Here is a 22780-nt window from a genome sequence, read left to right as displayed (position 1 = left end):
CTTTCAACTACCGGGCGGTCGCACCAGCTTCTGATGTTTTGATGAGGAGGCTATCTAGCACATCACCGGTGATCTTTAGATCATCCGTGTCGTTACGGGCCAAAGCCTGCAATTGCCGTTCAAAAGCATCGCGGATCGTATGTAACTGCTGAATGGCATCCTGTAGGGCGATATCCTGCTCCTCGGACAAACCACCGCGCGCGCTTAAACGGTCAACGGTTTGGGCAACCTCTACTGCCATGGGCACATGGTGATGCAAGAAGGTACGGGAGCGCACAACATCCCCAGGATCAACACGGTAATCCTCAGCAATGGACAAGAGGATATCGCACATCTGATCGACAGGATGTCGCGCCGTCGGAACCGACACCATCTTCAGATTTCGGAGCGCATCAATCGACTTTGCCAGCCGGGTTAAACCATCATACAGATCGGCCACCGATAGCCATGTGTTCTGATCACGAAGGCTCGGGGCATCTGGTTCTACCATGACGGATAGTCCGATCCAGGCGATCACACCGCATAGGCCAGCCTCCATCCAACCCATACCCGCATACAAATCGGCCAGGACGACCAAGGCAGCGGCGGCTGCACCAGCAAAAAGCTGACGGCCCCACTCCCGCCAGGGAACTGGGGTCAGTTGCTTCATGTGATCGTCGACCGCCTTAATGGCAGTGGTCAGGGCCTGGCGGTCAGCAATCTCGCTGATCCCCAACGCTTCCATCACATTGGCTTTGTGGGGCGCCACCATGGCCCTATTTCTCGCGCTTCCAATCGGACTCTTCACCGTCGGGTTTAGCAATATCAGATGGGTCGACCCCACCAACATCTAAATCCAGCCGCGCGGTTTCTTTGGTGTGTGGGTTGAGCAGCCGCTCTTTCCGATAATAGGCGTGTAAATCCGGCAGGCTGATACCCACAATCGCCCTTACCTCATCAACCGTTTTGTCGAAGTGATCTTCAAACGGAAACCGTTCAAGCCGCGTTGCCTTACTATCCTGCCCAGCGCCAAAACCAAGGCGAAGAGCGAAGAGATCATCATCAGTGAAGTTGTAAGGTTTGGGGTAGAAGTGCTTGGTCGCAAAGGCAAACAATGCCTCCTGCCAGCCCTTCAGCACCTTGGTTGCCCCCATGGTGAAGCCAATGACAAATGCCTCATCCTGGGATCGCAATCCACGGCCCAAAAGCACATGAATGGCGTCATGCCGCTGCAAAGTGATCGCACCAGGCAGGGCAATCCAAGAGGTGGGGTTCTCAAGCCATTTGATCTGCCACGGGATCGAACTCGCATCCACTTGCGGCATGCTGCCCAGCACCTCGCCCAGGACACGATCACCATTATCAAGACCCGGATTCCAGCCCCACCAGGGCAGCTTTTCAATGCCCGCCATATGGGTTTCTTGACGACTCATTGATCTGGTCCCTTAGCCACCAACGCTGCCGACCAGGATTTCAACCCGCTGCAACCGCCGTTCATAGGCACGGCGGCTCTCACCTGGCTGTTGCTCAAGTGGCGCCTGATCGGACAGGGCCGTGACAGCAATACGGTTATGGTCAATGCCGCCATCAACCAGCGCATCGCGCACCGCCTCGGCCCGCGTCTCAGACTGCGCGCGCTTGGCGGCAGCGGCGCCAACGGTGCCAGTATGGCCAACAACCCGGATTGGCTGATCAAGGCGCAGCTTGGCGTCGTCTAGTGCCGTTTGCAGCATGGCGGCGCCATCCTCATTCGGCACATTGCCGTCAAAGGCAACGATCCAGCGACGCACTCGACGCTTCTGATACTGGACACCGCTTAAACCGACATAGCCGGTGGCGCCACCGACGATGCCCAAACCAAGCATCAGGCGCAGTAAGCGACGTCGGGACCAAGGTCCAGCCTTGGGATTAGTGAGTGCGTTGGTCATCAGTTCAGCTGCTCAAAGTCGGACGCATCGAAATCGCTAGCCTCAGCGACGGCGGCAGCGAGCCCTTGGCTCAACGCTTGACCGTCATCAGCCGCCCGATAAATCACCCGGCTGGGATCATTGAGCGCGTGAGAGCGGCGCAGGCAGAAGCCAATGGTTTGAATGATGATCGGGGTCTCAAGCGTGATGTCGCTTAACATCCGGTCCATCATCTCCTGATCGGTTGCGGCCCCATCGGTTACCAGCACAATCGTATACTCACCATAGCCAGCCTGTGCCGCGGCACGCGCTTCCAACACGGACTTCGCAAGCACGAGCGTGGCACCAATTGGTGTCCGGCCACCTGGGGTGATGGTGCTAATCGCCTGCAGCATCTCATCCTTACGTGGTGGACCGAGTGGGCGCAGCAGGCTTGCCTCATCCCGTTGGAAGGCAATCAGGCCGACATAATCGTCGGGGCTAACACTATCGAGGAAGCTGCTAACCGCCGGCGCCACGACGGAGAACTTGCTCTGCCCAGATGGCGCGCAATTGTCGTTGTCTTCCATGGATCCGCTAGCATCAATCGCGAGCAGGTAGTTGCGGCGTACCCGATTGTTATCGAGCGCGGATGCAAGCTCAGCGCCCACACCAACGCCGCCAGCCCACGCAAATGCAGCGCGGGTCGCCTGGTCGGCAGAGCGTTGATCGGGGTCCTCGCTCAACAGCTGGTTATCGTTGAAGATCCCATCGACCAGCATCACCAGCACAAAGATACCGATGAAAATCGGTGTCATGGCGCCTAGTAATCGGGCGACAAAACCACCCCGGGTTGAGCGGCGGCGACGACGTCCCATCTCTAGCCTCCTCAATCCAATAGGGTGAACTGTGCGGCCTCTGCCTCAACGGCGATCAGGCGGAACACAACACGCATGTTTGATAGCCACTCTGCCTTACTTGCCGGGGCACGTGGCGTAACCCCGTCCGTCTCCAGACCGGTTCGCGGCTCACGGAAGCCGAGGCCTAGCGTTTCAAACTGTGCGGGGTCGAGCTGAATACCCTCACCCCCGGCATAGTTGATCAAGCTATCCCGAACAGAGTTGGCGCGCTCAATTGACAGGTTCAGGGCCGCACGCGCCTGGCGCTGCAAGGCCACCTGCCCGACATTTGAGCGCCGCGCCTTCAGGTAGCCGAGTGGGTCGCTATGCCCCTCGATCACCATCACCGCACCGGCATAGGTGGATGACAGGTCAACCACGCGGCTGAAATCATCGCGGTAAATGTCAGACGGGAACTCCCGCTGGTTTGGTTCAAACCGGATCTCAAACTCGAACAAGGTGGCATCGTCCAGGGTGCCTTGTGCCTGTTTGGCAGAGATGACCTGGTTCACTGCAGCTGGGTTAAAGCTGGGCGCCGCCCGATCTGGGCTCACAACCCCTTGCGATAGGGCGTCCACAGACCAGCCGGAGACAATCTCAGACGGTAGTGAGATCGGGCGAACCTGATCAATGAGGCCTAGCCCAGCCAGCGCCGATTGCGCCTGGCCCATTACTGCCTCAAACCGGCGTGGATTGCTGCGATCCTCATAGAAGTCGCGGTTACCACGCACGCCAATAGTCTCGGCATCAAGGTAAAGCAGGACCATATCCTCGGCCGCCGCCACATCATCGAGCAGCATGGTGGCCGATTGGCGGGCTAGCTGACTGCTTGCAGCGCCCTGCTGGGTCAACAGCTCACGCACCCGCTCCTCTGATCGCAGCAAGGCATTCACAAACTGGGAGACAATCTCAGGGTTGCTACGCAGGAAGTCCGCACGGACAAAATACTGGTCAGCGATAATCCGGTTCGCTGAGCGGGTTGAGGCTGCCAACCGGGCATTCTTAACCACCGGACCGTAGAGGCCACCACTTACCAGCGCCTCGGCGTCCGGCAGGATGACAAAGGCCGCATCAACACTCTGATCTTCGACGAAGGCTTCACCAGGGGTAGAGCCGGTGAGGCCGGTTAGGTCACGGGTCCATCGGATCGTTACGTCATCAACGGACAAGCCCGCATCCTGAAGCAGCTTGGCCATGTAATCGATATGTGGGCCATCCTGCTGAATCGCGATGGTTGCACCGCGTAGCGCCTCAATCTTGCAGCACAGGTCACCGCGAACCACCAAGGCGTCACCCCCGGCTGACCACGATAGCTGGGCAACTGGCACCATGGCGGTGCGTGGGTCGGCCTCTGTCACATCGGTTGCGAGGGCCGCCATGCCGGTTGTGGCCCGCAGAAATGGGCTGTCACAGTTCAGATAGGCGCGCACCTGCTCGGCAAACACATCCTCACGATATAGGCGGACATCGAGGCCAGCCTCATCAAACAGGGTGCCGGTTTGGGTTGAGGGCGCCCCATTGGCGTTAATGGCAATAGCATCAGCGCCCCAGGTGATCATCGGCACGGCCAGCGTATCAACTGGTCGGCAATCCCGGGCGGAGGCCTGAACCCGATCCTTCATTGGTGCCGGGTTTACATACTCAACGGCACCCGCATCGCGAGCACCGGTGGAGGCCATAAACGCAACCAACGCCAGTAAGGCCAGCGGCAAACCGGCACGGCGGATAGACCGCACAGCAAAAGACGACATCATGGGGACTCTCAGAATTGCGAGAATAAGCTGCATACAGTGTTTGACGACACTCACGCGCAGATTACCAGTTTCACCGAATGATTGAAGGACAAAGCGTCAAATATCAACGCGTTAAGGCGCGCGGTTAACCACCTCGCGCAGGGCAAAATTAGACTCAATCCGCGAAACATAGGGCAGCGCAGCCAGATGCTCAGTGTGGATCCGCTCAAAATCACCGAGGTCACGGGCGGCAATCCTTAACAGGTAATCACTACTGCCAGAGACGAGATAGCAAACCAAAAGCTCTGGGATATTGCCCACGGCCTCCTCAAATGCATCCATTTGATCGCGACTTAGGGTTTGGATTGAAACATTGACCAGCACCGTCATCGGCAGGCCAATCGCCTCCCGGTTTAGGACCGCGCGATAGCCAGAGATAACCCCGGCATCCTCAAGCGATTGAATGCGACGGGAACACGCAGATGGCGATAGCCCGACAAGCTCGGCCAGCTGCACATTGCTTAGCCGCGCATTGTCCTGCAAAGCGTCCAGAATCTGCCGGTCAAAACGGTCCATTTCAGCCATTATTTCGCACTGCAAAAATCTAAACGCGCTTTTCACGCGCTAAAACTATTAATCACGCTTATTTCGTGCGCAATGCTGCGCAACATGATCACGAATTGCAAGGACATTGCAGGGTCTATCGGCATATTCTGGCATGAATGGCGCAGAGAATAGCGCCCATATTCATATCGTGAGGAAATGAACCATGCGTGTCGGCTGCCCTAAGGAAATCAAGAACCACGAATACCGCGTTGGCCTTACCCCGGCCGCTGTCCGTGAATACGTCGCCCACGGCCATGAGGTACTGATTGAAACCAAGGCTGGTGCTGGCATTGGCGCCGATGATGACGCCTACCGTAAGGCAGGCGCCAAGATCGTTGATACCGCCGCTGAAATCTTCGCGAAGTCAGACATGGTGGTGAAGGTTAAGGAGCCACAGGAAGCTGAGTTCAAACAGCTACGCGCCGGTCAAATCCTCTACACTTACCTGCACCTGGCAGCTGACCGCCCACAGACTGAAGGCTTGATGGCCAGCGGTTGCACGGCGATTGCCTACGAGACTGTCACTGGCGCCACCGGCGGCCTGCCGCTTCTGGCCCCGATGTCTGAGGTTGCTGGACGCCTTTCAATTCAAGCGGCGGCGCGTTCCCTTGAGGCCCATGCGGGTGGTGAGGGCCTGTTGCTGGGTGGCGTGCCGGGTGTGGCGCCTGCCAAGGTAACTGTCATTGGCGGCGGTGTCGTTGGCACCCAAGCGGCCAAGATGGCTGTCGGCCTCGGTGCTGAGGTTAGCATCCTCGACCGCTCCCTACCCCGCCTACGCCAGTTGGATGACCAGTTTGGTGGCCGTATCCACACGCTTTACTCGACCACTGAGGCAATTGCCTCTGAGGTTGCAGCAGCAGATGTGGTGATTGGCTCTGTCCTCATCCCGGGCGCCAGTGCGCCCAAGCTGGTGACGGCAGAGATGATCAAGACCATGCGCCCAGGTACCGTGGTGGTTGATGTGGCCATCGACCAGGGTGGCTGCTTTGAAACCTCCCACGCTACAACCCATGCTGCCCCAACCTATGTTGTTGATGGCGTGATCCATTACTGCGTCGCCAACATGCCGGGTGCCGTGCCAAAGACGTCGAGCTATGCCCTCGGCAATGCCACCCTTCATTACGGCCTGATGCTGGCTGACCATGGCCTGGAAGCTATGATCCGTGACCCGCATCTACGTGCCGGCCTCAACGTTCATAAGGGCCAGGTCGTGAACCAGCAGGTGGCGGAGAGCCTATCGCTCGATTACTGCGATCCGGCGAAGGCGTTAGCCGCGTAAGCCTGCTGCGCCGCAGCACAAGGTTAGCTTCCCAAGCTGGATGAGCCCGGCTAGGTTACCGCGCTATTTGTTTGCAAATGAGCCGGAACAACGGCTTTCCATCTTGGAAAGGAACCCCCTCCATGAAACAACTGATCGCGGCCGCTGCTGGCCTCGCAATGATGTCACTGCCTATGGCAGCTGACGCCGCTGACAAATCCAATTGGCCATCCAGCTTTACCGTTGGTACTGCCAGCCAAGGCGGCACCTATTTCGCCTATGGTTCTGGCTGGGCAAATCTTGTCGCTGATGAGCTGGGTGTCTCCGGCGGTGGTGAAGTCACCGGCGGCCCAATGCAGAACATGGCCCTTGTCCACACGGGCGATGCGGCGTTCGGCATGACCACCATGGGTCCAGCCCGTGAGTCCATCGACGGCAACAATCCAATCGCGCCTGGTCTGCAGATGACCAATGCCTGCGCCATGTTCCCGATGTACCAGACCCCATTCTCAGTCACCGCGCTGAGCTCATCCGGCATTTCATCGATCGCTGACATCCCAGCCGGTGCCAAGATTGGCTTTGGTCCTGCGGGCTCAACCTCCGACACCTATTTCCCACGCATGATGGAGACCCTAGGCGTTGATTTTGAGCGTCGGAATGGCGGTTGGACCGACCTTGGCGGCCAGCTTCAAGATGGCCTGCTAGACGTGATCGCGTTTGCGGCTGGTGTTCCAGTCCCAGCGGTTAGCCAGCTGGAAGTTCAGACCAGCGTGAACATCATTGAGTTCACCGAAGCTGAGCAGAAGAAGATCATGGAGGCCTTCCCGGTCGCCAATTTCAGCATCAAGGCCGACACCTACACCACGCTGACCGCCGATGCGCGTTCGGTTTCTATGTGGAACTTCGCCATCGCCAATTGTGACCTGCCTGAGAGCTTCGTCTATGAGGCGACCAAGGTTGTGATGTCCGATAACGAGCGCATGGTGAACATCCACCGCGCTGCCCGTTCCACCCTGGTTGAGAACTGGGACAAGAACGACTTCATGCCTTGGCACCCAGGTGCTGCGAAGTGGTTCAACGAGAACGGCGCGTCGATCCCAGCCGATCTGATCCACGGCAATTAATCTGCCGCGTGCAGTTTGAACACATGTTGAAGGCCGCGCTGTTGAGGCGCGGCCTTCATTCTCTAAAGACCAATCAATAGCCCCCTCGCCCCAAGGACAGCGCATAAGGCGCTGCAGCATCGCCAATGACAGACCAACCTAACAACGACAAGACGTCTGAAGATACTGCAGCCGAACCTGCAATCGAGGCAGCGGCGACCACAGCGCCACAGACCGATGCCGGACCGATGATTGCCGACGGGGTAGATGATGAGCCGGTTGAGAGCAACCGCCGCCAGTACCAGGGACGCCTATTCTACATCATTGGCTTCCTGACCACGGTCTATGCTGGCTTCCACATGGCGGCCCTGAACGGTCTCTCGATCAGTGCGATGACCGCCGGTCTGATTGATATCCCCTATCTGCCGACCTTCCCGATGGAAACCTGGAACTTCCGGATCGTCCACATTGCGGGTGCCCTTACCCTCGGCTTCTTAATGTTTGCTGGCTGTGGCTTTGCCCAAGAGAAATCGGATGAAAAAACCATTCTCGGCTGGGTTGGCTGGGCCCTACTGGCGCCCGCCCTAATGTCGCTTGGCATGGCGCTCTACTTCGCCTTTCAAATCGCCGATGGCGTCAGCTGGAATGGCATCGATAAGACCATCAAGTTCAATGAAACTTGGCTATTTGGCCTGCCGCTTATCATTGCCAGCGCGGGCGGGATTGTTATGTCCTGGTTCAACCGCCGGACCCGGCTTCGCTTCGCCCCATCAGATCTGGTTCTAGCTGTCTGCGGTGTTGCCGTCGCGATCTATCTGATCACGGTCTATGGCACGTTGATGCGGAACTCCACCGGCACCCCATTTGCACCGATTGGCATCTCAATCGCCGCCGTTGCGGGCACCTTATTGATTATGGAGATGACACGCCGGGTTGCCGGTCTGGCGCTGGTTGTCATCGCCTCGGTCTTCCTGGTCTATGTCTTTGCTGGCCAATTCCTACCTGGCTTCCTGAACGCGCCAGCGGTGACGTGGCAGCGTTTCTTTAGCCAGGTTTACACCGATGCCGGAATCTTGGGCCCGACCACGGCGGTATCCTCCACCTACATTATCCTGTTCATCATCTTCGCCGCCTTCCTTCAGGCGTCAAAGGTGGGCGATTACTTCGTTAACTTCGCCTTCGCGGCGGCTGGACGTGCCCGTGGTGGCCCGGCCAAGGTGGCGATCTTTGCCTCCGGACTGATGGGCATGATCAATGGCACATCGGCCGGCAATGTGGTGGCCACTGGCTCTCTCACCATCCCGCTGATGAAGAAGGTTGGCTATCCAAAAAAGACGGCAGGCGCTGTCGAGGCCGCCGCCTCAACCGGTGGCCAAATTATGCCGCCGATCATGGGCGCTGGCGCCTTCATCATGGCGGAGATTACGGGCATTCCCTACACCGACATCGCCACCGCCGCGGTGATCCCGGCGATCCTCTATTTCATGTCCATCTACTTCATGGTGGATTTTGAAGCGGCCCGCCTCGGCATGCGTGGGATGCGTGATGATGAGCTGCCAAAGCTCAAGGCCATGGCCAAACAGGTCTTCCTGTTCATCCCGATTGTAATCCTGATTTACGCCCTCTTCGCAGGCTACTCGGTTATTCGGGCGGGAACGCTGGCGATTGCCGCCGCTGCCGTTGTTAGTTGGCTAACCCCACATCGCATGGGGCCACGCAGCATCATTAAGGCGCTGGATATCGCAGGTAATATGTCGATCCAGATCATCGCCGTCTGTGCCTGTGCTGGCATTATCGTTGGTGTGATTTCCCTCACCGGTGTTGGGGCGCGCTTCTCTAACCTACTGCTGGATCTGGCCGAGGCATCGCAACTGTTGGCCCTGTTCTTCGCCATGTGCATCTCAATCCTACTGGGCATGGGGATGCCAACCACGGCGGCCTATGCTGTTGCCGCATCGGTCGTGGCGCCAGGTCTGGTTGAGCTAGGCATCCCAATGCTGACGGCGCATTTCTTCGTCTTCTATTTCGCGGTTGTCTCAGCGATTACGCCACCAGTGGCCCTGGCCTCATATGCGGCGGCCGGTATCTCCGGGGCGAACCCGATGGAGACCTCGGTTACCTCGTTCAAGGTCGGGATTACCGCCTTCATCGTGCCGTTCATGTTCTTCTACAACTCAGCGCTGCTGATGGACGGCACCTGGATTGCCATCCTGCAGGCAGGTGTGACCGCATCGATCGGCGTGTTCCTACTCGCCTCCGCTGTACAGGGTTGGTTCATCAAGAGTGCCGCCGCCTGGCCATCACGGGTTTGCCTACTGATTGCGGCCCTGTTCTTAATTGAGGGCGGCTTAATCAGCGATGCCATTGGTGCAGCTCTCACCGTGGGCGCCTTTATCCTGCAGAAGGTCGTGAAGCCAGGTGACGAGCTACGCCTGGCACGTGGTTCTGACTGATGGGTGACGGCTAACGGATGGCTGCCCCTTCCGGATGGCACTTGTGTTAGGCTTGGCGGGTTGCGTACAAGCCTGTCGCAGCTAAACAGCCGTTTTCAAGCCGTCCAGAGCCTTACCGATGAGCATTCGCGTCGCGTTAACCCATCGCACGACCTATCACTATGACCGCCCGGTAGAGCTGGGGCCGCAGATCGTGCGCTTGCGCCCAGCCCCGCATTGCCGGACGCCGATCATCAGCTACTCACAGAAGATCACCCCGGCTGACCACTTCATCAATTGGCAGCAGGACCCATTCGGCAATTTCATGGCGCGCCTGGTGTTCCCTGAGAAGGTGCGTGAGTTTGAGGTGGCAATCGATCTCGTCGCCCGAATGGATGCGATCAACCCGTTCGATTTCTTCCTCGAGGAAGACTGCCGGGAGGTGCCGCTCGCTTACGACGAAGGCACAGCAAAAGAACTCGCCCCCTATCTTGAGGTGACAGAGAACGGGCCGCTGCTTCAGGCACTGGTTAACGAGGTTGATCTGACACCACGCTCAACGGTGGACTTCCTCGTCGACCTCAACTCCATGCTTCAAAACAAGATCGGCTACATCGTGCGGATGGAGCCGGGTGTTCAAACGCCGGAGGAAACATTAGGCCGGGCCAAGGGTTCCTGCCGCGATACCGCCTGGCTATTTGTTCAAATGCTCCGGCATCTGGGTTATGCCGCGCGCTTCGTCTCCGGTTACCTGATCCAGCTGAAGGCCGATCTTAAGGCCACAGATGGTGCCGATGGACCGGAGGCTGATTTCACCGACCTCCATGCCTGGGCCGAAATCTATGTGCCCGGTGCTGGATGGATTGGCCTCGATGCCACCTCCGGCCTGTTCGCTGGTGAGGGGCATATCCCCCTCGCCGCTACCCCTGCCCCACAAAGTGCGGCACCAATCAGCGGCGTTGTCGGCTCAGCCCATGTGGATTTCAACTTTGAGATGGCGGTTACGCGCCTCAAAGAGACACCACGCATCACGCGCCCCTATGGCCGTGATGAATGGGCGGAGATCGTCAGCGCCGGTGACGCGGTTGAGGCTAAGCTGCAGGCTGGCGATGTGCGCCTCACCATGGGTGGGGAGCCAACCTTCGTCGCCTCAGATGAGCGCGATGATGACGAGTGGAACATCGATGCCGTTGGTCCGAATAAGCGGGAATATGCCGACAAGCTGATCCGCCGATTGCAGGCCCGGTTCGCCCCTGGCGGCCTGCTGCATCACGGCCAGGGCAAATGGTATCCGGGTGAGACCCTGCCGCGCTGGGCTTTTGGCCTTTACTGGCGTGGTGACGGGGTGCCCCTATGGTCTGATCACCAGCTGATCGCGGAAGAAAAGCCAGAAGGCGATGGGCCTGACATCAAGGATGCCGAGGCCTTCACCCGCGAACTGGCCCAGGCCTTGGAGATTGAGGACGACACCGTCCAACCGGCCTTTGAAGATCCAGCCGAATTCATGCTGAAAGAGCATTCGCTGGCGCCTGAGATTGACCCGATTGATAACCAACTCGCCGACCCGGAAGAGCGCGCACGCATGTCGGCCGTCTTTGACCGTGGGCTGAACAACCCGGTCAGCTTCGTCCTGCCGGTCCAACCGATGCAGGCGAAGGCCACTAAGACCAAACAGCGCCGCCGCCATTACAAATGGCAGAGTGAGAAGTGGAAGACCCGGCGGAAAGCCCTCTTCCTCGTACCCGGTGATAGCGCCGCCGGTTATCGCTTGCCGCTTGGTTCCCTCACTGGGCGTGATGGGGAACCGACCCAGGCGATCCACCAGCTTGACCCGTTTGCCGCGCGCAGCAACCTGCCTGCCCGCGCACCCGTCATTCAAACCGCCGCTGGTGCGATCAGCCGGATGACCGAGCAAGAGGTCCGCACCGACGCCCAGGGCTTCGCGTCAGGCTACGGGTTCAACAGTGATTTTGAGGGCGATGGCCCCGCCGTGCGCACGGCCCTCGCCGTTGAACCACGGGATGGCAAGCTCTGCGTCTTCGTCCCGCCACTGCAGTCAGCGGATGAGTATGTGGATCTGGTGCAGGCGGTTGAAGAGGTCGCCAGCAATACCGGTCATGCGGTGCAGATTGAGGGCTATGCCCCACCCCATGACCCACGGATGAATGTGATCAAGGTCACGCCAGACCCTGGAGTGATTGAGATCAACATCCACCCAGCCACCAGCTGGCAGGATCAGATCGCGATTACCGAGGCGCTGTATGATGAGGCACGGATGGCTGGCCTCGATGCCTCAAAGTTTCATATCGATGGCCGCCCCGCCGGTTCCGGTGGCGGCAACCACATCGTGGTGGGCGGCGCCACGGCCGATGACAGCCCGTTTCTGCGTCGTCCTGATCTGCTCGCCTCCATCGTGCGGTATTGGCAGAACCACCCATCGCTAAGCTATTTGTTCGCTGGCCTGTTCATCGGCCCAACCAGCCAGGCGCCCCGCTTTGATGAGGCGCGGCATGACAGCCTCTATGAGCTTGAGATTGCGCTGGCCCAGGTGCCGGACCCAACCAGCGCTGCGGGTAAGGAATGTCCGCCCTGGCTTGTTGACCGACTGTTCCGTCACCTACTCGTCGACGTCACGGGTAATACCCACCGGGCGGAGATTTGTATCGACAAACTGTACTCACCCGACGGCCCTGCTGGCCGCCTCGGCCTCGTTGAGTTCCGTGGGTTTGAGATGCCGCCGCATCCAGAGATGAGCCTGGCGCAACAGCTGATCATCCGCGCCCTAATCGCCCGGTTCTGGGATCAGCCTTATCATGGCGGCCTCCGCCGATTTGGGACGGCGCTGCATGACAAGTTCATGCTGCCCTACTTCCTCTGGCAGGACTTCCAGGAGGTGTTGGGCCAAACCAGCGCTGCCCTCGGCATTGAGATGAAGCCAGACTGGTTCAAGGCGCATTTTGAGTTCCGGTTCCCACGTGCCGGTGTCGCCCGGTATGAGGGCGTGGAGATTGAGCTGCGCAACGCATTAGAGCCCTGGAACGTGCTTGGTGAAGAGGGTGCGATTGGCGGCACCGTCCGCTTTGTCGACAGTTCCCTCGACCGGATCCAGGTGATGGTTACCGGCGCCAGCGGTGATCGGTACAAGCTGGCCTGTAACGGGGTTGAGGTACCGTTGATCGCCACCGACCAACCGGACCGGCAAATCGCTGGCATCCGCTTCCGTTCTTGGCAACCAGCCTTGTGTCTGCACCCAACCATTCCCGCCCATGCGCCGCTGACACTGGATCTAATTGATACCTGGGAAGGCCGGGCCATCGGCGGTTGTACCTATCATTCAACCCATCCAGGTGGCCGCAGCTTTGAAACCCGCCCGATTAACGAGCAGGAAGCCCAGGGCCGTCGTGAAGCCCGCTTCTGGCCATCGGGACACACCCCCGGGCCCTTCACGCCAGAGCCAGCGAAGATGAGCAGTGAGTTTCCCTACACGCTCGATATGCGGCGGCAATAACCGTGGCACAGCAGGATAACCTCCCCCGGCCCGGGGCACCGATGAAGGTGCTCTATGACCTCGATCCTGAGGTCACCTTCCTAAACCACGGCTCCTACGGCGCGGTGGCAAAGCCGCTAAAGGATGTGCAGCGGCACTGGCAGAACGTCATTGATCAAAACCCTGATCAATTCATCCGCGATCAATGGCCAGAGATTTGGGATCAATCCCGCGCCAAGCTGGGGGAGTTCCTCAACGCCAAACCTGAACAGCTAGGCTTCGTTGCGAACGCCACCGCTGGCTTACAGGCAGCCGCCTTGGCGGCCCCGATCAAGCAGGGCCAGCGCATCCTGATCCACAGCCACATCTACACCGCCCTGCGCAACCAGATCAGCTTTGTCGCTGAGCTACGCGGCGCCACGGTGGAGGTAATTGATCTACCACTCAACACCGAAGCAGCGGAGGTGATGGAAGCCGAGGTGGCCAAGCGCCTAGACAGCGACGTAGGCCTGGTGGTGATCGACCACATCTCCTCCCCGACGGCCGTCACTTTCCCGATTGAAGCGATCACGGCGGCCTGCCGCTCGGCGGGCGTGCCCGTTTTGATCGATGGCGCCCATGGCCCAGGCCATCGTGACATTGATCTGAACGCACTGGACCCTGACTGGTATGTAGGCAACGGCCATAAATGGCTCGGCGCCCCGCGCGGCACGGCCTTCATCTGGGCCAATGAAAAGTGGTTGGACGCAACCCAATCGCCCTTGGTGTCCCATGGCTACCAACAGGGCTTTGATGCCAACTTTATTCGCTACGGCACCATCGATTTTAGCGCCTGGAGTACGGTGAATGCCGTGCTTGATTGCTATAGCCGCCTCGATCAGCGAGGGGCCTTTGCCCATGCCCGGACAATCCTGCAGCATGACTATGCGGAGATGGTGTCCGCTCTGGGTGCGACGGCCATCACCAAACCCAGCGATCCCGGCATGATGGCGGCGATGCTATTGCCTGAGATCTGGAAAGCAGAACAGGCGGAGCCAATTCGACACCGCCTGCTAGACAACTTCAAAATTGTAAACGTCCCAATACCGCAACCAAATGGCCGTTTAATCCTGCGCCTGTCAGCCTATGGCTATACGGACAGGGTGGATTTCGCACGGCTCACCGATGCGATGCGGACGATTGCCGCCTAAGGCTTACTCAGCCTCGTCAGCGGGTGCTGCCTGCAACTGGCCGTAATTTTCGATGCCAATGCTCTCGAGCAGTTCAAGCTGGGTTTCGAGGTAGTCGATGTGACCTTCCTCATCCTTCAGCAGCTCTTCGAACATGCCCATGGTGACGTAATCACCCTCTTCATTGCAGGCCTCACGCGCTTCCTTGTACAGGGCGCGGGCGCTGTACTCGGCCTTCAGATCGCATTCCAACACTTCCTTGATGTTGGTCCCGATCATCAGCGGGTCGAGCTGCTGCAGGTTCGGATGACCGCCGAGGAAGATGGTGCGCACAATCAGGTTGTCGGCATGGACCATCTCTTCCAGGCTCTCTTCCTTTTCTTTGGCGGCGAGCTTGGAAAAACCCCAATCATCCAGCAGGCGATAATGCAGCCAGTATTGGTTTACGGCCGTCAGCTCGTGGGTGATGGACTTATTCAAATATTCGATTACGCGCTTGTTACCCTTCATGGGTGCATCCTCTCTGCATGAGCTGGGCTAGCGCCCGATAATTCCTAACCACAGACATAAACAAGCCCCGACAAAAGTCGAGGCCTATTCACGAAAAATCACAGGAAATTAGTAAGACTAAGCCACTGATAATGCGTTGCAATTCCAGTTGGACTTAACCAGCGGTCTGCTTGGCTACCACCTCAGCGGCTGGGGCGGCCAAATCCTGCTCGGTTGGGCATGGGCAGCCACCGCAGTGACGAGCACCATTCGCCTTGGTGTCTTCGATCACTGAGGTCATCAGCGGAACGCAGCGGGCGCAGTTGGGTTTCTTGTCCAGGCTGCGAAACACTTTACCCGCAGACAAACCATCGGCACCGGCATCCATGGCGGTTTGGGTGGCACCACGGATCTCGTGGCAGTGAATTACATTGCAATGACAAACGATCATCTGATCAGGCCCGAACCCGTAAAAATCGTCGCTACTGTTTCACGGCCCCACTGGCCGATCAACCATATCTTGTGCCTACGCATCGCTTAACCACAAGATCAGCTATGAATGCATCATATCGCATCTTTTTACAAATGCGAATGATTTTCATCATTATTCGCAACTAGGTCGCAGGGAGCCATGCCGCAAGAGGGAAGCCGACAAAAGAAGCTGTTGATTTTGCCTGGGTTTCGGTAGAACCCAGCCCGTGCCTGCACGCTGCTGACACCAACAAAAACGCCCAAGAAATCCACATGACACGCAAAACGAAGATCGTTGCCACCGTCGGACCCGCTAGCGGTTCGGAAGATATGCTCCGCAAACTGGCGCTCGCTGGCGTCAATGTATTCCGCCTGAACTTCAGTCACGGCACCGCGGATGACCACCGGGAGCGGGTGAAGTCGATCCGTAAGGTAGAGGCCGAGATCGGTCGCCCAATTGCTATCCTCCAGGATCTGCAGGGCCCTAAGTTCCGCGTTGGTACCTTTGCCAATGAAGGCGCGCTGCTAAGCGCTGGCCAGGACTTCACCTTTACCCTTGATGAGATTGAGGGCGACGCCAATCGTGTCACCCTGCCCCATCCGGAAATCTTCCGCTCTATCATCCCTGGCAATGAGCTGATGGTGGATGACGGCAAGATGCGTTTTCAGGTGACCGGCGTCACCGATACCGAGATCCAGACCAAGGTCATGCTCGACGGTACGCTGAAGAACCGGAAGGGTGTGAACCTCCCCGGCGCCGATATCGACATTCTGGCCCTGACCGAGAAAGACCTCGCGGATGCTGAGGTTGGTAAAGAGCTTGGCGTGGATTGGGTTGCCCTCTCCTTCGTGCAGCGCCCCGATGACCTGTATGAGGCGCGTAAGCGGATTGGTGATGGTGTTGGCCTCTGCGCCAAGATTGAGAAGCCAGGCGCTATCCGTCATCTGGAAGAGATTGTGCGTCTATCCGATGCCATCATGGTCGCCCGCGGTGATCTGGGGGTTGAGATGCCAGCCGAAGACGTACCCGGCCACCAGCGCGATATCGTCGCCGCCTGCCGCCGTGCTGGTAAGCCAGTCATTGTCGCCACTCAGATGTTGGAGAGCATGATCAGCGCCCCAACGCCAACCCGTGCCGAAGCCTCGGATGTGGCGACCGCCGTCTTTAACGGTGCCGATGCGGTGATGCTCTCGGCTGAGAGTGCGGCCGGTGATTACCCGGTTGAGTCTGTCGCCACCATGGCGCGGATCATCAGCGCCACTGAAGGCTATCAGAACTACCACACGATCATGTCGCTCGATCATGACGACATCTACGACACCGTGCCCCATGCGGTGGCGAAGTCCGCCACCAATTTGGCCGCCAATGTCCGGGCCAAGGCTGTGATCGTCTTTACCGCCACCGGCACCACCGCCGCGCGGGTGAGCCGTGAGCGACCACGTACCCCGGCCATTGCCTTTGTCCCTGATCGCACGGTTGCAGGGCGCGTCGCCCTATACTGGGGCTTCCAGCCAATTATCGAGCCAGAGAGCTTTGATATGGAGGGGATGCAGGGTGCCGTGAGCTCAAGGCTCACCGAGATGGGCTTGGCTAAAGAGGGTGACCCGGTGGTAATCGTTGCTGGCTTCCCATTTGGCCAACCAGGCTCAACCAACCTTATCCGGGTTCACAACATCGGCGCTTAAACGCCTAGCGCTTAGCGCGGCGAGAAGGTGACGCGAACGGGTGGTGCCTCACGGTCCACCCGCCGGTTGCTATCGCCAAAGCTGTAGCGAAGCGAGAAGCCGGCCACATACTCATCAAAGTCTGAGGCCTCAGTACCACCGGCAAAACCAACCAAATCCCAATCGGAGTTGAGTTGGTAAGCCCCCTCTAACACACCAGACAAGCCGACGCGCTCACTGCCATCGGCGCCGTAATGACCAAAACCTGCATGGCTTGGTAAGATCGGCTCCGCCGGGGCATCAAAGCTTGGCGGATCGAAGACGAAGAGGCGATCGATCACCTCACCAAAGATCGGCACGTCATTGCTCAACGACAATGTCGGTCGGCTTGGCGGTGGCGGCGTTATCGCGAGAGACCCACCCGCTTGTAGAACCGTGGCCTCGAAATTCGGTTCAACCAGACTGGTTTCGATCAGGGCTGGTTCAACCACCTCATCATCTGAGAAGAGATCTAGCAGGCGAACTGGGTTCGCCTCTTCAGCCAAGGCCAAGGCTGATTGCGGGGCATCGGCGAGCCAATCAATCGCACGGCCAAACCAGCCTTCCTTCTTATTCTCATCCGACCAATCAATGCTGGTGGCGAGCGCCAAGGTGGCGGCATCTTCACCATCAATGCTGGTCCCGGCTGCCCCCTCAGCGATAACCGCACCACCGGGCTGCAGCGTCGGGATTGGTGTCAGCACCTCCTGCTCCACCGCGACAACCGAAACTGGCTCAATCGGCGCGGAGACGGCAACCGCTTCAACCGGCTTAGGCGCCTGTTGGACCGGCTCAACCACCACGCGCTCAACCGGTGCATTGGTGATCCGTATCGGGTCTTCTTCCTGCACCGGTGGCTGCTTGGCGGCGGCCTGAACAATCGCCATCCCTTCGGCGGCCATGGCCTCAAGCTCGGTGCCATAAAGCTGGGCAAAGGACAAACCAGCTGCTTGGTAATCATCCAAGCGAAGGCTGGACCATCCGGCAATTAACGCGGCGGCATCACGGATGGCTTGCGGGGCAGCGGCACTGACCCCGCCGGTCTGATCCAAAGCCAACCTGAAGTCACCAACGTCATAGGCAAGCTGCGCACGACGTAAGGAGAGGATGTAACCTTGATTAACGGCGGCCTCGATCAGGCTATCATCACCGATCGCCGCAGCCCGGTTTGCGGCGGCCTGTAGATAGTCGGTTGCCGCGAGGAAATCCCCGCCCTTCATTGCGGTTTGGAATGCCAGTAAATCCGTCCGGAACAGCAGGGCATCAAGCCGGGCATCAGCGCCCAGAACGGCATTGAGCTGCGTCCTTGCGATACCTGCCTCACCATCGGTTAGGGCCGTAGTGGCGGCACCAATACGGGCATCATCACCGCCGCCCCATTCCAAGGACCGGTCAAACCAAAGCCGGGCAAAGGCCAGATTGCCATCTGCCAAATAGGCCCAACCCAGTTTTGTGGCCTGGGCTGGTTGCTGGCTGTTCTGCGCGAGGTTTGCGGCCTTGGCCAAATCACCTGCTTCAAGGGCGGCCTCAAACCCAACAATGCTGAGCTGGTTAACCAAGCCAGCGGACATCGCATCTGTACTGGGTAGGCGGGCTAGCTGCTGCTGCGCCTTAAGGTCGTCGCCGGCGGCTAACGCGGTTTGCGCCTGGCCGCTGATCGCGGCATGGCCACCGCCCCAATGCTCAGCACGAATGAACCACTGCTCAGCGGCGGCCAGATTGCCCCTGGCTAATAAGCGCTCTGCCAGGGCAAGGGCTGGTCCAGGGGCTTTAAAGCCCAGGGCCATGCGCTGCGCGGTTCGCAACCGATCTTCGTGAAGCAGTTGATTGAATTCTTCCGTGTCAGCCGCTGGAACTGCGGCGACCTGCTCTGCCTGGGCCTGCGGCGTGATTGGTGCCGCATGCACTGCGCAGATCGCGACCAGCACGGCAGCCAGGCCACCCCAGGGGTGCCTGCCTGAAATCCGATCCTTATCGGTGTGCTGCTGCAGCGGTTTCATCTCTCGACCAAGTTTGTCGGTATTGGGACGCATCCCTTACCAACCAGAACTGACCACTGATCAGGGTGACAGCCTCCCCCACTACAAGCCACCCAGCCGTGGCCAGAACCGCACAAAACAGCCAAATTCTGGGGACGAAGCGCTGATAGCCGCCAAATTGAGCCTGCTTCGCCTTCGCGACCGCCGAATCTAGAGCAGCGATTTGGCAAAAACTGCGCCCGATTCGCCGGTGGAAATTGAGCAAATCTCACCCGAACCGGCGGATTACCCGCATCCGTGCAAAACTCAATTGCGAAACCGCATCGGCAGATCGCTTGATCCCATTAGGGACACTGGATTATCCCAATAAACAGAATAATTTATCGGTTCACGATAAGAACCGCCGTTAAGGGAGCGATACTGAAATGGGCCTAAACCGCTGCTTCAATCACGAGGATTTCCGCAAACTCGCCAAGCGGCGCCTGCCCGGTCCGATCTTTAACTACATCGACGGCGCTGCCGATGATGAGATCACCAAGGATCGCAATACATCTTCCTTCGACACCTGTGACCTGGTGCCCAACGTCCTGCGCGGCGTTGAAGAGATTGACCTTTCGGTTGAGGTCCTGGGCCAGAAGCTGGACCTGCCCGTCTATTGCTCCCCCACCGCGTTACAGCGTCTATTCCACCATCAGGGTGAACGGGCCGTCGCCGCCGCGGCGGAGAACTATGGCACCATGTTTGGCGTCTCCTCCCTCGGCACCGTTAGTGCTGCCGAGCTGAAGAAGAAGCACAAGAACCCGCAGGTCTATCAGTTCTATTTCCACAAAGATCGCGGCCTAAACCGCGCCATGATGCAGAAGGCGAAAGAGGCCGGCATTGAGGTCATGATGCTGACCGTCGACACGATTACCGGCGGCAATCGTGAGCGTGACCTGCGCACCGGCTTCTCAATCCCGATGAAGCTGACCCTCGGTGGTATCTTCGAATTCGCGACCAAGCCCATGTGGGGCATCAACTACATGACCAATGAGCCCTTCGCCCTGCCACAGCTGGATGAGCATGTGGATATGGGCGGTGGCGCCGTCTCAATCGGTAAGTACTTCACCGAAATGCTCGATAAATCCATGAACTGGGACGACGTCGCCGAGATGGTGAAGGAATGGGATGGCCAGTACTGCCTCAAAGGCGTGATGAGCGTTGAGGACGCAAAACGGGCGGTCGACATTGGCTGTACCGGTATCGTCATCTCAAACCATGGTGGCCGCCAGCTTGACGGCTCCCGCTCTTCCTTCGATCAGCTGGCTGAGATCGTTGATGCTGTCGGCGATAAGCTGGACGTGATGATGGATAGCGGCGTCACCCGGGGCACCCATGTGCTGAAGGCGCTGTCCCTCGGCGCCAAGGCCGTTGGCGTTGGCCGCTACTATCTCTTCCCCCTCGCCGCCGCTGGGCAAGCTGGGGTTGAGCGGGCCCTGGAGTTGATGCGCGAAGAGCTTATCCGCGACATGCAGCTGATGGGCTGCACCTCGATCAGTGAGCTATCACGCTCAAACCTGCGGTTCCGGGACTAAGTTGGCTAGGCGCGTTTGACTAGATAAGCCAGCCACGGCGTGCTAGGTCACGGGGCACAGAATTTGCCCGTGATCACAATTGGTTGGCGCACATGACCACCTATCACTTCATCTCTGGCCTGCCCCGCTCTGGCTCGACCCTGTTGTCGGCCATCCTAAAGCAGAACCCGCGTTTTCATGCCGGTATGACCAGCCCAGTTGGCGGCCTGTTTGGTACGCTGATCGATAACGTCTCTGCGGGCACTGAGATGGCGCCCATGGTCGATGACGACACCCGCAAGCGCATGCTGCGTGGCCTGTTCGACAGCTACTATGCTGGGCTGCCTAAGCAGGTGGATGTGGTGTTCGACACCAACCGTGCCTGGACCACCCGCCTCGCCGACCTTGATGCCCTGTTCAACAAGGACTTCAAGGTCATCGCCTGTGTCCGTGACCTATCTTGGATCATCGACAGCCTAGAGCGGCAATATCGCTCCAACAATTTTGAGAATACTCGCCTGTTCAACAGCTGGGATGAGCGGGCCACCGTCTACTCCCGCGCCGATACCCTCGCCCGCCCGAACCGCCTTGTCGGCTTCGCCTATCAGGCCCTGCGTGAGGCGTGCTGGAGTGATTATGCCGACCGCCTACTACTCGTCGATTACGCGCATCTCGTCTCTCAACCGAAAGACGTGCTGAAGCTAATCTATCAGTTCATCGGCGAGCCAGAGTTCGAGCATGATTTCGACAATGTGGAATACAGCGCCGAGGCGTTTGACAACCAGCTAGGCGTTCGCAACCTGCACACGGTGCGCAAGAAGGTTGGGATCCAGGACCGCAAAACCGTCCTGCCACCGGATTTGTTCAAACGGTTCGCGGAAGAAAACTTCTGGCGCAACCTTAAGGGCTCAAAGGCGAATGTGATTTCATCCGCCCCGACCAAGGATGAGAAGCCAGCCTAACCGGCCCCTTGCTTCGCCTGCGCGCGGAGCAGCATGCCGAAGAGGTCACGCGGATCATCCGGATCGGCCAGCATATCGAGGCGGTCGTAGAACTCGGTGCCGTCGATCTTATCCCGCACATAACGAAGCGCGGAGAAATCCTCCGTCGCGAAACCAACGCCATCAAACAGGGTGTTCTGGTTTGCCGAGGTGCGGCCCTCAACCTTGCCGGTAATCACCTGCCAAAGCTCGGTCACCGGGTGATCCTTCGCCAGCTGCTGGATCTCACCCTCAATCCGGGTCTGCGGCGTGAACTCAACAAAGATGTCTGAGCGCAGAAGGATATCGCGGTGAAGTTCGGTCTTGCCCGGGCAATCACCACCGATCGCGTTGATATGTATACCTGTCCCCACCGTGTTATCGGTCAGGATGGTGGCGTATTGCTTATCCGCAGTGACCGTGGTGACGATCTCTGCACCCTCAACGGCGGTTTCCACACTTTTGCACGCAACCACGTTTAGCCCGCTATCCACCATGTTGCGCTGGAACTTGGCCGTCGCCTCAGGGTCCGTGTCGTAAAGCCTCACCGTCTCAATCCCCAGAATGGTCTTAAAGGCCATGGCCTGGAATTCGGACTGCGAGCCATTGCCGATCAGGGCCATGGTCTTGGCATCCTTGGGCGCCAGGTACTTCGCCGCAACGGCGGAGCTGGCGGCGGTCCGCAGCGCGGTTAGGATCGTCATCTCGGTCAACAGGACCGGATAGCCGGTGTAGACGTCAGATAGGACACCAAACGCGGTCACGGTCTGCAGGCCTTCACGCGTGTTCTTCGGGTGGCCGTTCACATATTTGAAGCCATAGGTGTTGCCGTCGCTGGTCGGCATCAACTCAATCACCCCCTCCTTAGAGTGGGCGGCAAGGCGCGGCGTTTTATCGAAGCTTTCCCAGCGTTTGAAATCCTCCTCCACATAGCCCGCAAGCTCTTGCAGGAAGGTCTCAATACCGATGGAGAGCACCAGCTTCATCATGTTGTCGACACTGACAAAGGGGACGATATTGCTGTCCTTGGGCGGTGGCACGGGGGGCATCGG

At 58.6% G+C, this 22780-nt stretch carries 18 protein-coding genes; 8 read left to right on the top strand and 10 right to left on the bottom strand.

From position 1 onward, the window contains the following. Window positions 1–7 precede the first annotated feature (7 nt). The 6 genes from KI792_08675 to KI792_08650 form a co-directional block, all read right to left on the bottom strand. Complete coding sequence (locus tag KI792_08675; GenBank protein ID MBV6633091.1) at window positions 8–751, bottom strand: 5-bromo-4-chloroindolyl phosphate hydrolysis family protein; 744 nt, start codon at window positions 749–751, stop codon at window positions 8–10. A 4-nt stretch (window positions 752–755) separates the two neighbouring features. Next, complete coding sequence (locus KI792_08670; protein MBV6633090.1) at window positions 756–1412, bottom strand: hypothetical protein; 657 nt, start codon at window positions 1410–1412, stop codon at window positions 756–758. 12 nt (window positions 1413–1424) lie between these two features. Continuing rightward, window positions 1425–1907, bottom strand: a complete 483-nt coding sequence (locus tag KI792_08665) for an OmpA family protein (protein ID MBV6633089.1) — start codon at window positions 1905–1907, stop codon at window positions 1425–1427. Further along, on the bottom strand, window positions 1907–2743 hold the full coding sequence (locus tag KI792_08660; GenBank protein MBV6633088.1) for a VWA domain-containing protein: 837 nt from the start codon (window positions 2741–2743) through the stop codon (window positions 1907–1909). The genes KI792_08665 and KI792_08660 overlap by 1 nt, the downstream gene beginning before the upstream one ends. An 11-nt stretch (window positions 2744–2754) precedes the next feature. Next, complete coding sequence (locus tag KI792_08655; protein MBV6633087.1) at window positions 2755–4515, bottom strand: nitrate ABC transporter substrate-binding protein; 1761 nt, start codon at window positions 4513–4515, stop codon at window positions 2755–2757. A gap of 114 nt (window positions 4516–4629) precedes the next feature. Beyond that, complete coding sequence (locus KI792_08650; protein MBV6633086.1) at window positions 4630–5082, bottom strand: Lrp/AsnC family transcriptional regulator; 453 nt, start codon at window positions 5080–5082, stop codon at window positions 4630–4632. A 184-nt stretch (window positions 5083–5266) separates the two neighbouring features. Here KI792_08650 and ald point away from each other — a divergent pair, with 184 nt between their 5' ends. From ald to KI792_08625, 5 genes are all read left to right on the top strand, one after another. Continuing rightward, complete coding sequence (gene ald / locus KI792_08645; protein MBV6633085.1) at window positions 5267–6382, top strand: alanine dehydrogenase; 1116 nt, start codon at window positions 5267–5269, stop codon at window positions 6380–6382. A 122-nt stretch (window positions 6383–6504) separates the two neighbouring features. Beyond that, window positions 6505–7485, top strand: a complete 981-nt coding sequence (locus KI792_08640) for a TAXI family TRAP transporter solute-binding subunit (GenBank protein ID MBV6633084.1) — start codon at window positions 6505–6507, stop codon at window positions 7483–7485. A gap of 227 nt (window positions 7486–7712) precedes the next feature. Further along, a complete protein-coding gene (locus KI792_08635; protein MBV6633083.1) occupies window positions 7713–9917 on the top strand; it encodes a TRAP transporter fused permease subunit in 2205 nt (734 codons plus the stop codon). A gap of 118 nt (window positions 9918–10035) precedes the next feature. Then, window positions 10036–13404, top strand: coding sequence for a transglutaminase family protein (locus tag KI792_08630; GenBank protein ID MBV6633082.1), 3369 nt, complete (start codon window positions 10036–10038; stop codon window positions 13402–13404). A 2-nt stretch (window positions 13405–13406) separates the two neighbouring features. Next, a complete protein-coding gene (locus tag KI792_08625; protein MBV6633081.1) occupies window positions 13407–14573 on the top strand; it encodes an aminotransferase class V-fold PLP-dependent enzyme in 1167 nt (388 codons plus the stop codon). A 3-nt stretch (window positions 14574–14576) separates the two neighbouring features. Here KI792_08625 and bfr read toward each other — a convergent pair whose 3' ends face one another. Together bfr and KI792_08615 are read right to left on the bottom strand one after the other, a co-directional pair. After that, on the bottom strand, window positions 14577–15062 hold the full coding sequence (gene bfr, locus KI792_08620) for a bacterioferritin (protein ID MBV6633080.1): 486 nt from the start codon (window positions 15060–15062) through the stop codon (window positions 14577–14579). Between the two features lie 154 nt (window positions 15063–15216). Further along, window positions 15217–15492 carry a hypothetical protein gene (locus KI792_08615; protein ID MBV6633079.1) on the bottom strand — a complete coding sequence of 92 codons (276 nt, stop codon included), beginning with the start codon at window positions 15490–15492 and terminating at the stop codon, window positions 15217–15219. A gap of 293 nt (window positions 15493–15785) precedes the next feature. Between KI792_08615 and pyk the strand changes: the two genes are divergently transcribed. Beyond that, on the top strand, window positions 15786–17198 hold the full coding sequence (pyk, locus tag KI792_08610; protein MBV6633078.1) for a pyruvate kinase: 1413 nt from the start codon (window positions 15786–15788) through the stop codon (window positions 17196–17198). 11 nt (window positions 17199–17209) lie between these two features. Here the strand turns inward: pyk and KI792_08605 are convergent, their stop codons facing one another. Then, the gene (locus tag KI792_08605; protein MBV6633077.1) at window positions 17210–19249 is read right to left on the bottom strand and encodes a hypothetical protein; all 2040 of its coding nucleotides are present in this window, start codon (window positions 19247–19249) and stop codon (window positions 17210–17212) included. 371 nt (window positions 19250–19620) lie between these two features. Between KI792_08605 and KI792_08600 the strand changes: the two genes are divergently transcribed. Both KI792_08600 and KI792_08595 read left to right on the top strand, forming a co-directional pair. Then, window positions 19621–20769 carry an alpha-hydroxy-acid oxidizing protein gene (locus KI792_08600; GenBank protein MBV6633076.1) on the top strand — a complete coding sequence of 383 codons (1149 nt, stop codon included), beginning with the start codon at window positions 19621–19623 and terminating at the stop codon, window positions 20767–20769. 92 nt (window positions 20770–20861) lie between these two features. Further along, a complete protein-coding gene (locus KI792_08595) occupies window positions 20862–21710 on the top strand; it encodes a sulfotransferase (GenBank protein ID MBV6633075.1) in 849 nt (282 codons plus the stop codon). On the opposite strand, the gene KI792_08590 is transcribed toward KI792_08595, so the two are convergent. Continuing rightward, entirely contained in the window at window positions 21707–22777 is a 1071-nt protein-coding gene (locus KI792_08590; protein MBV6633074.1) for an ornithine cyclodeaminase, read from the bottom strand. The two genes, KI792_08595 and KI792_08590, sit on opposite strands and share 4 nt — an antisense overlap. Window positions 22778–22780: the final 3 nt, after the last annotated feature.

Source organism: Alphaproteobacteria bacterium SS10, assembly GCA_019192455.1.
Lineage (GTDB): Bacteria > Pseudomonadota > Alphaproteobacteria > TMED2 > TMED2 > TMED2.
The sequence above is the reverse complement of the archived record's forward strand: the minus strand, read 5'-3'. Positions and strand labels throughout refer to the sequence as shown.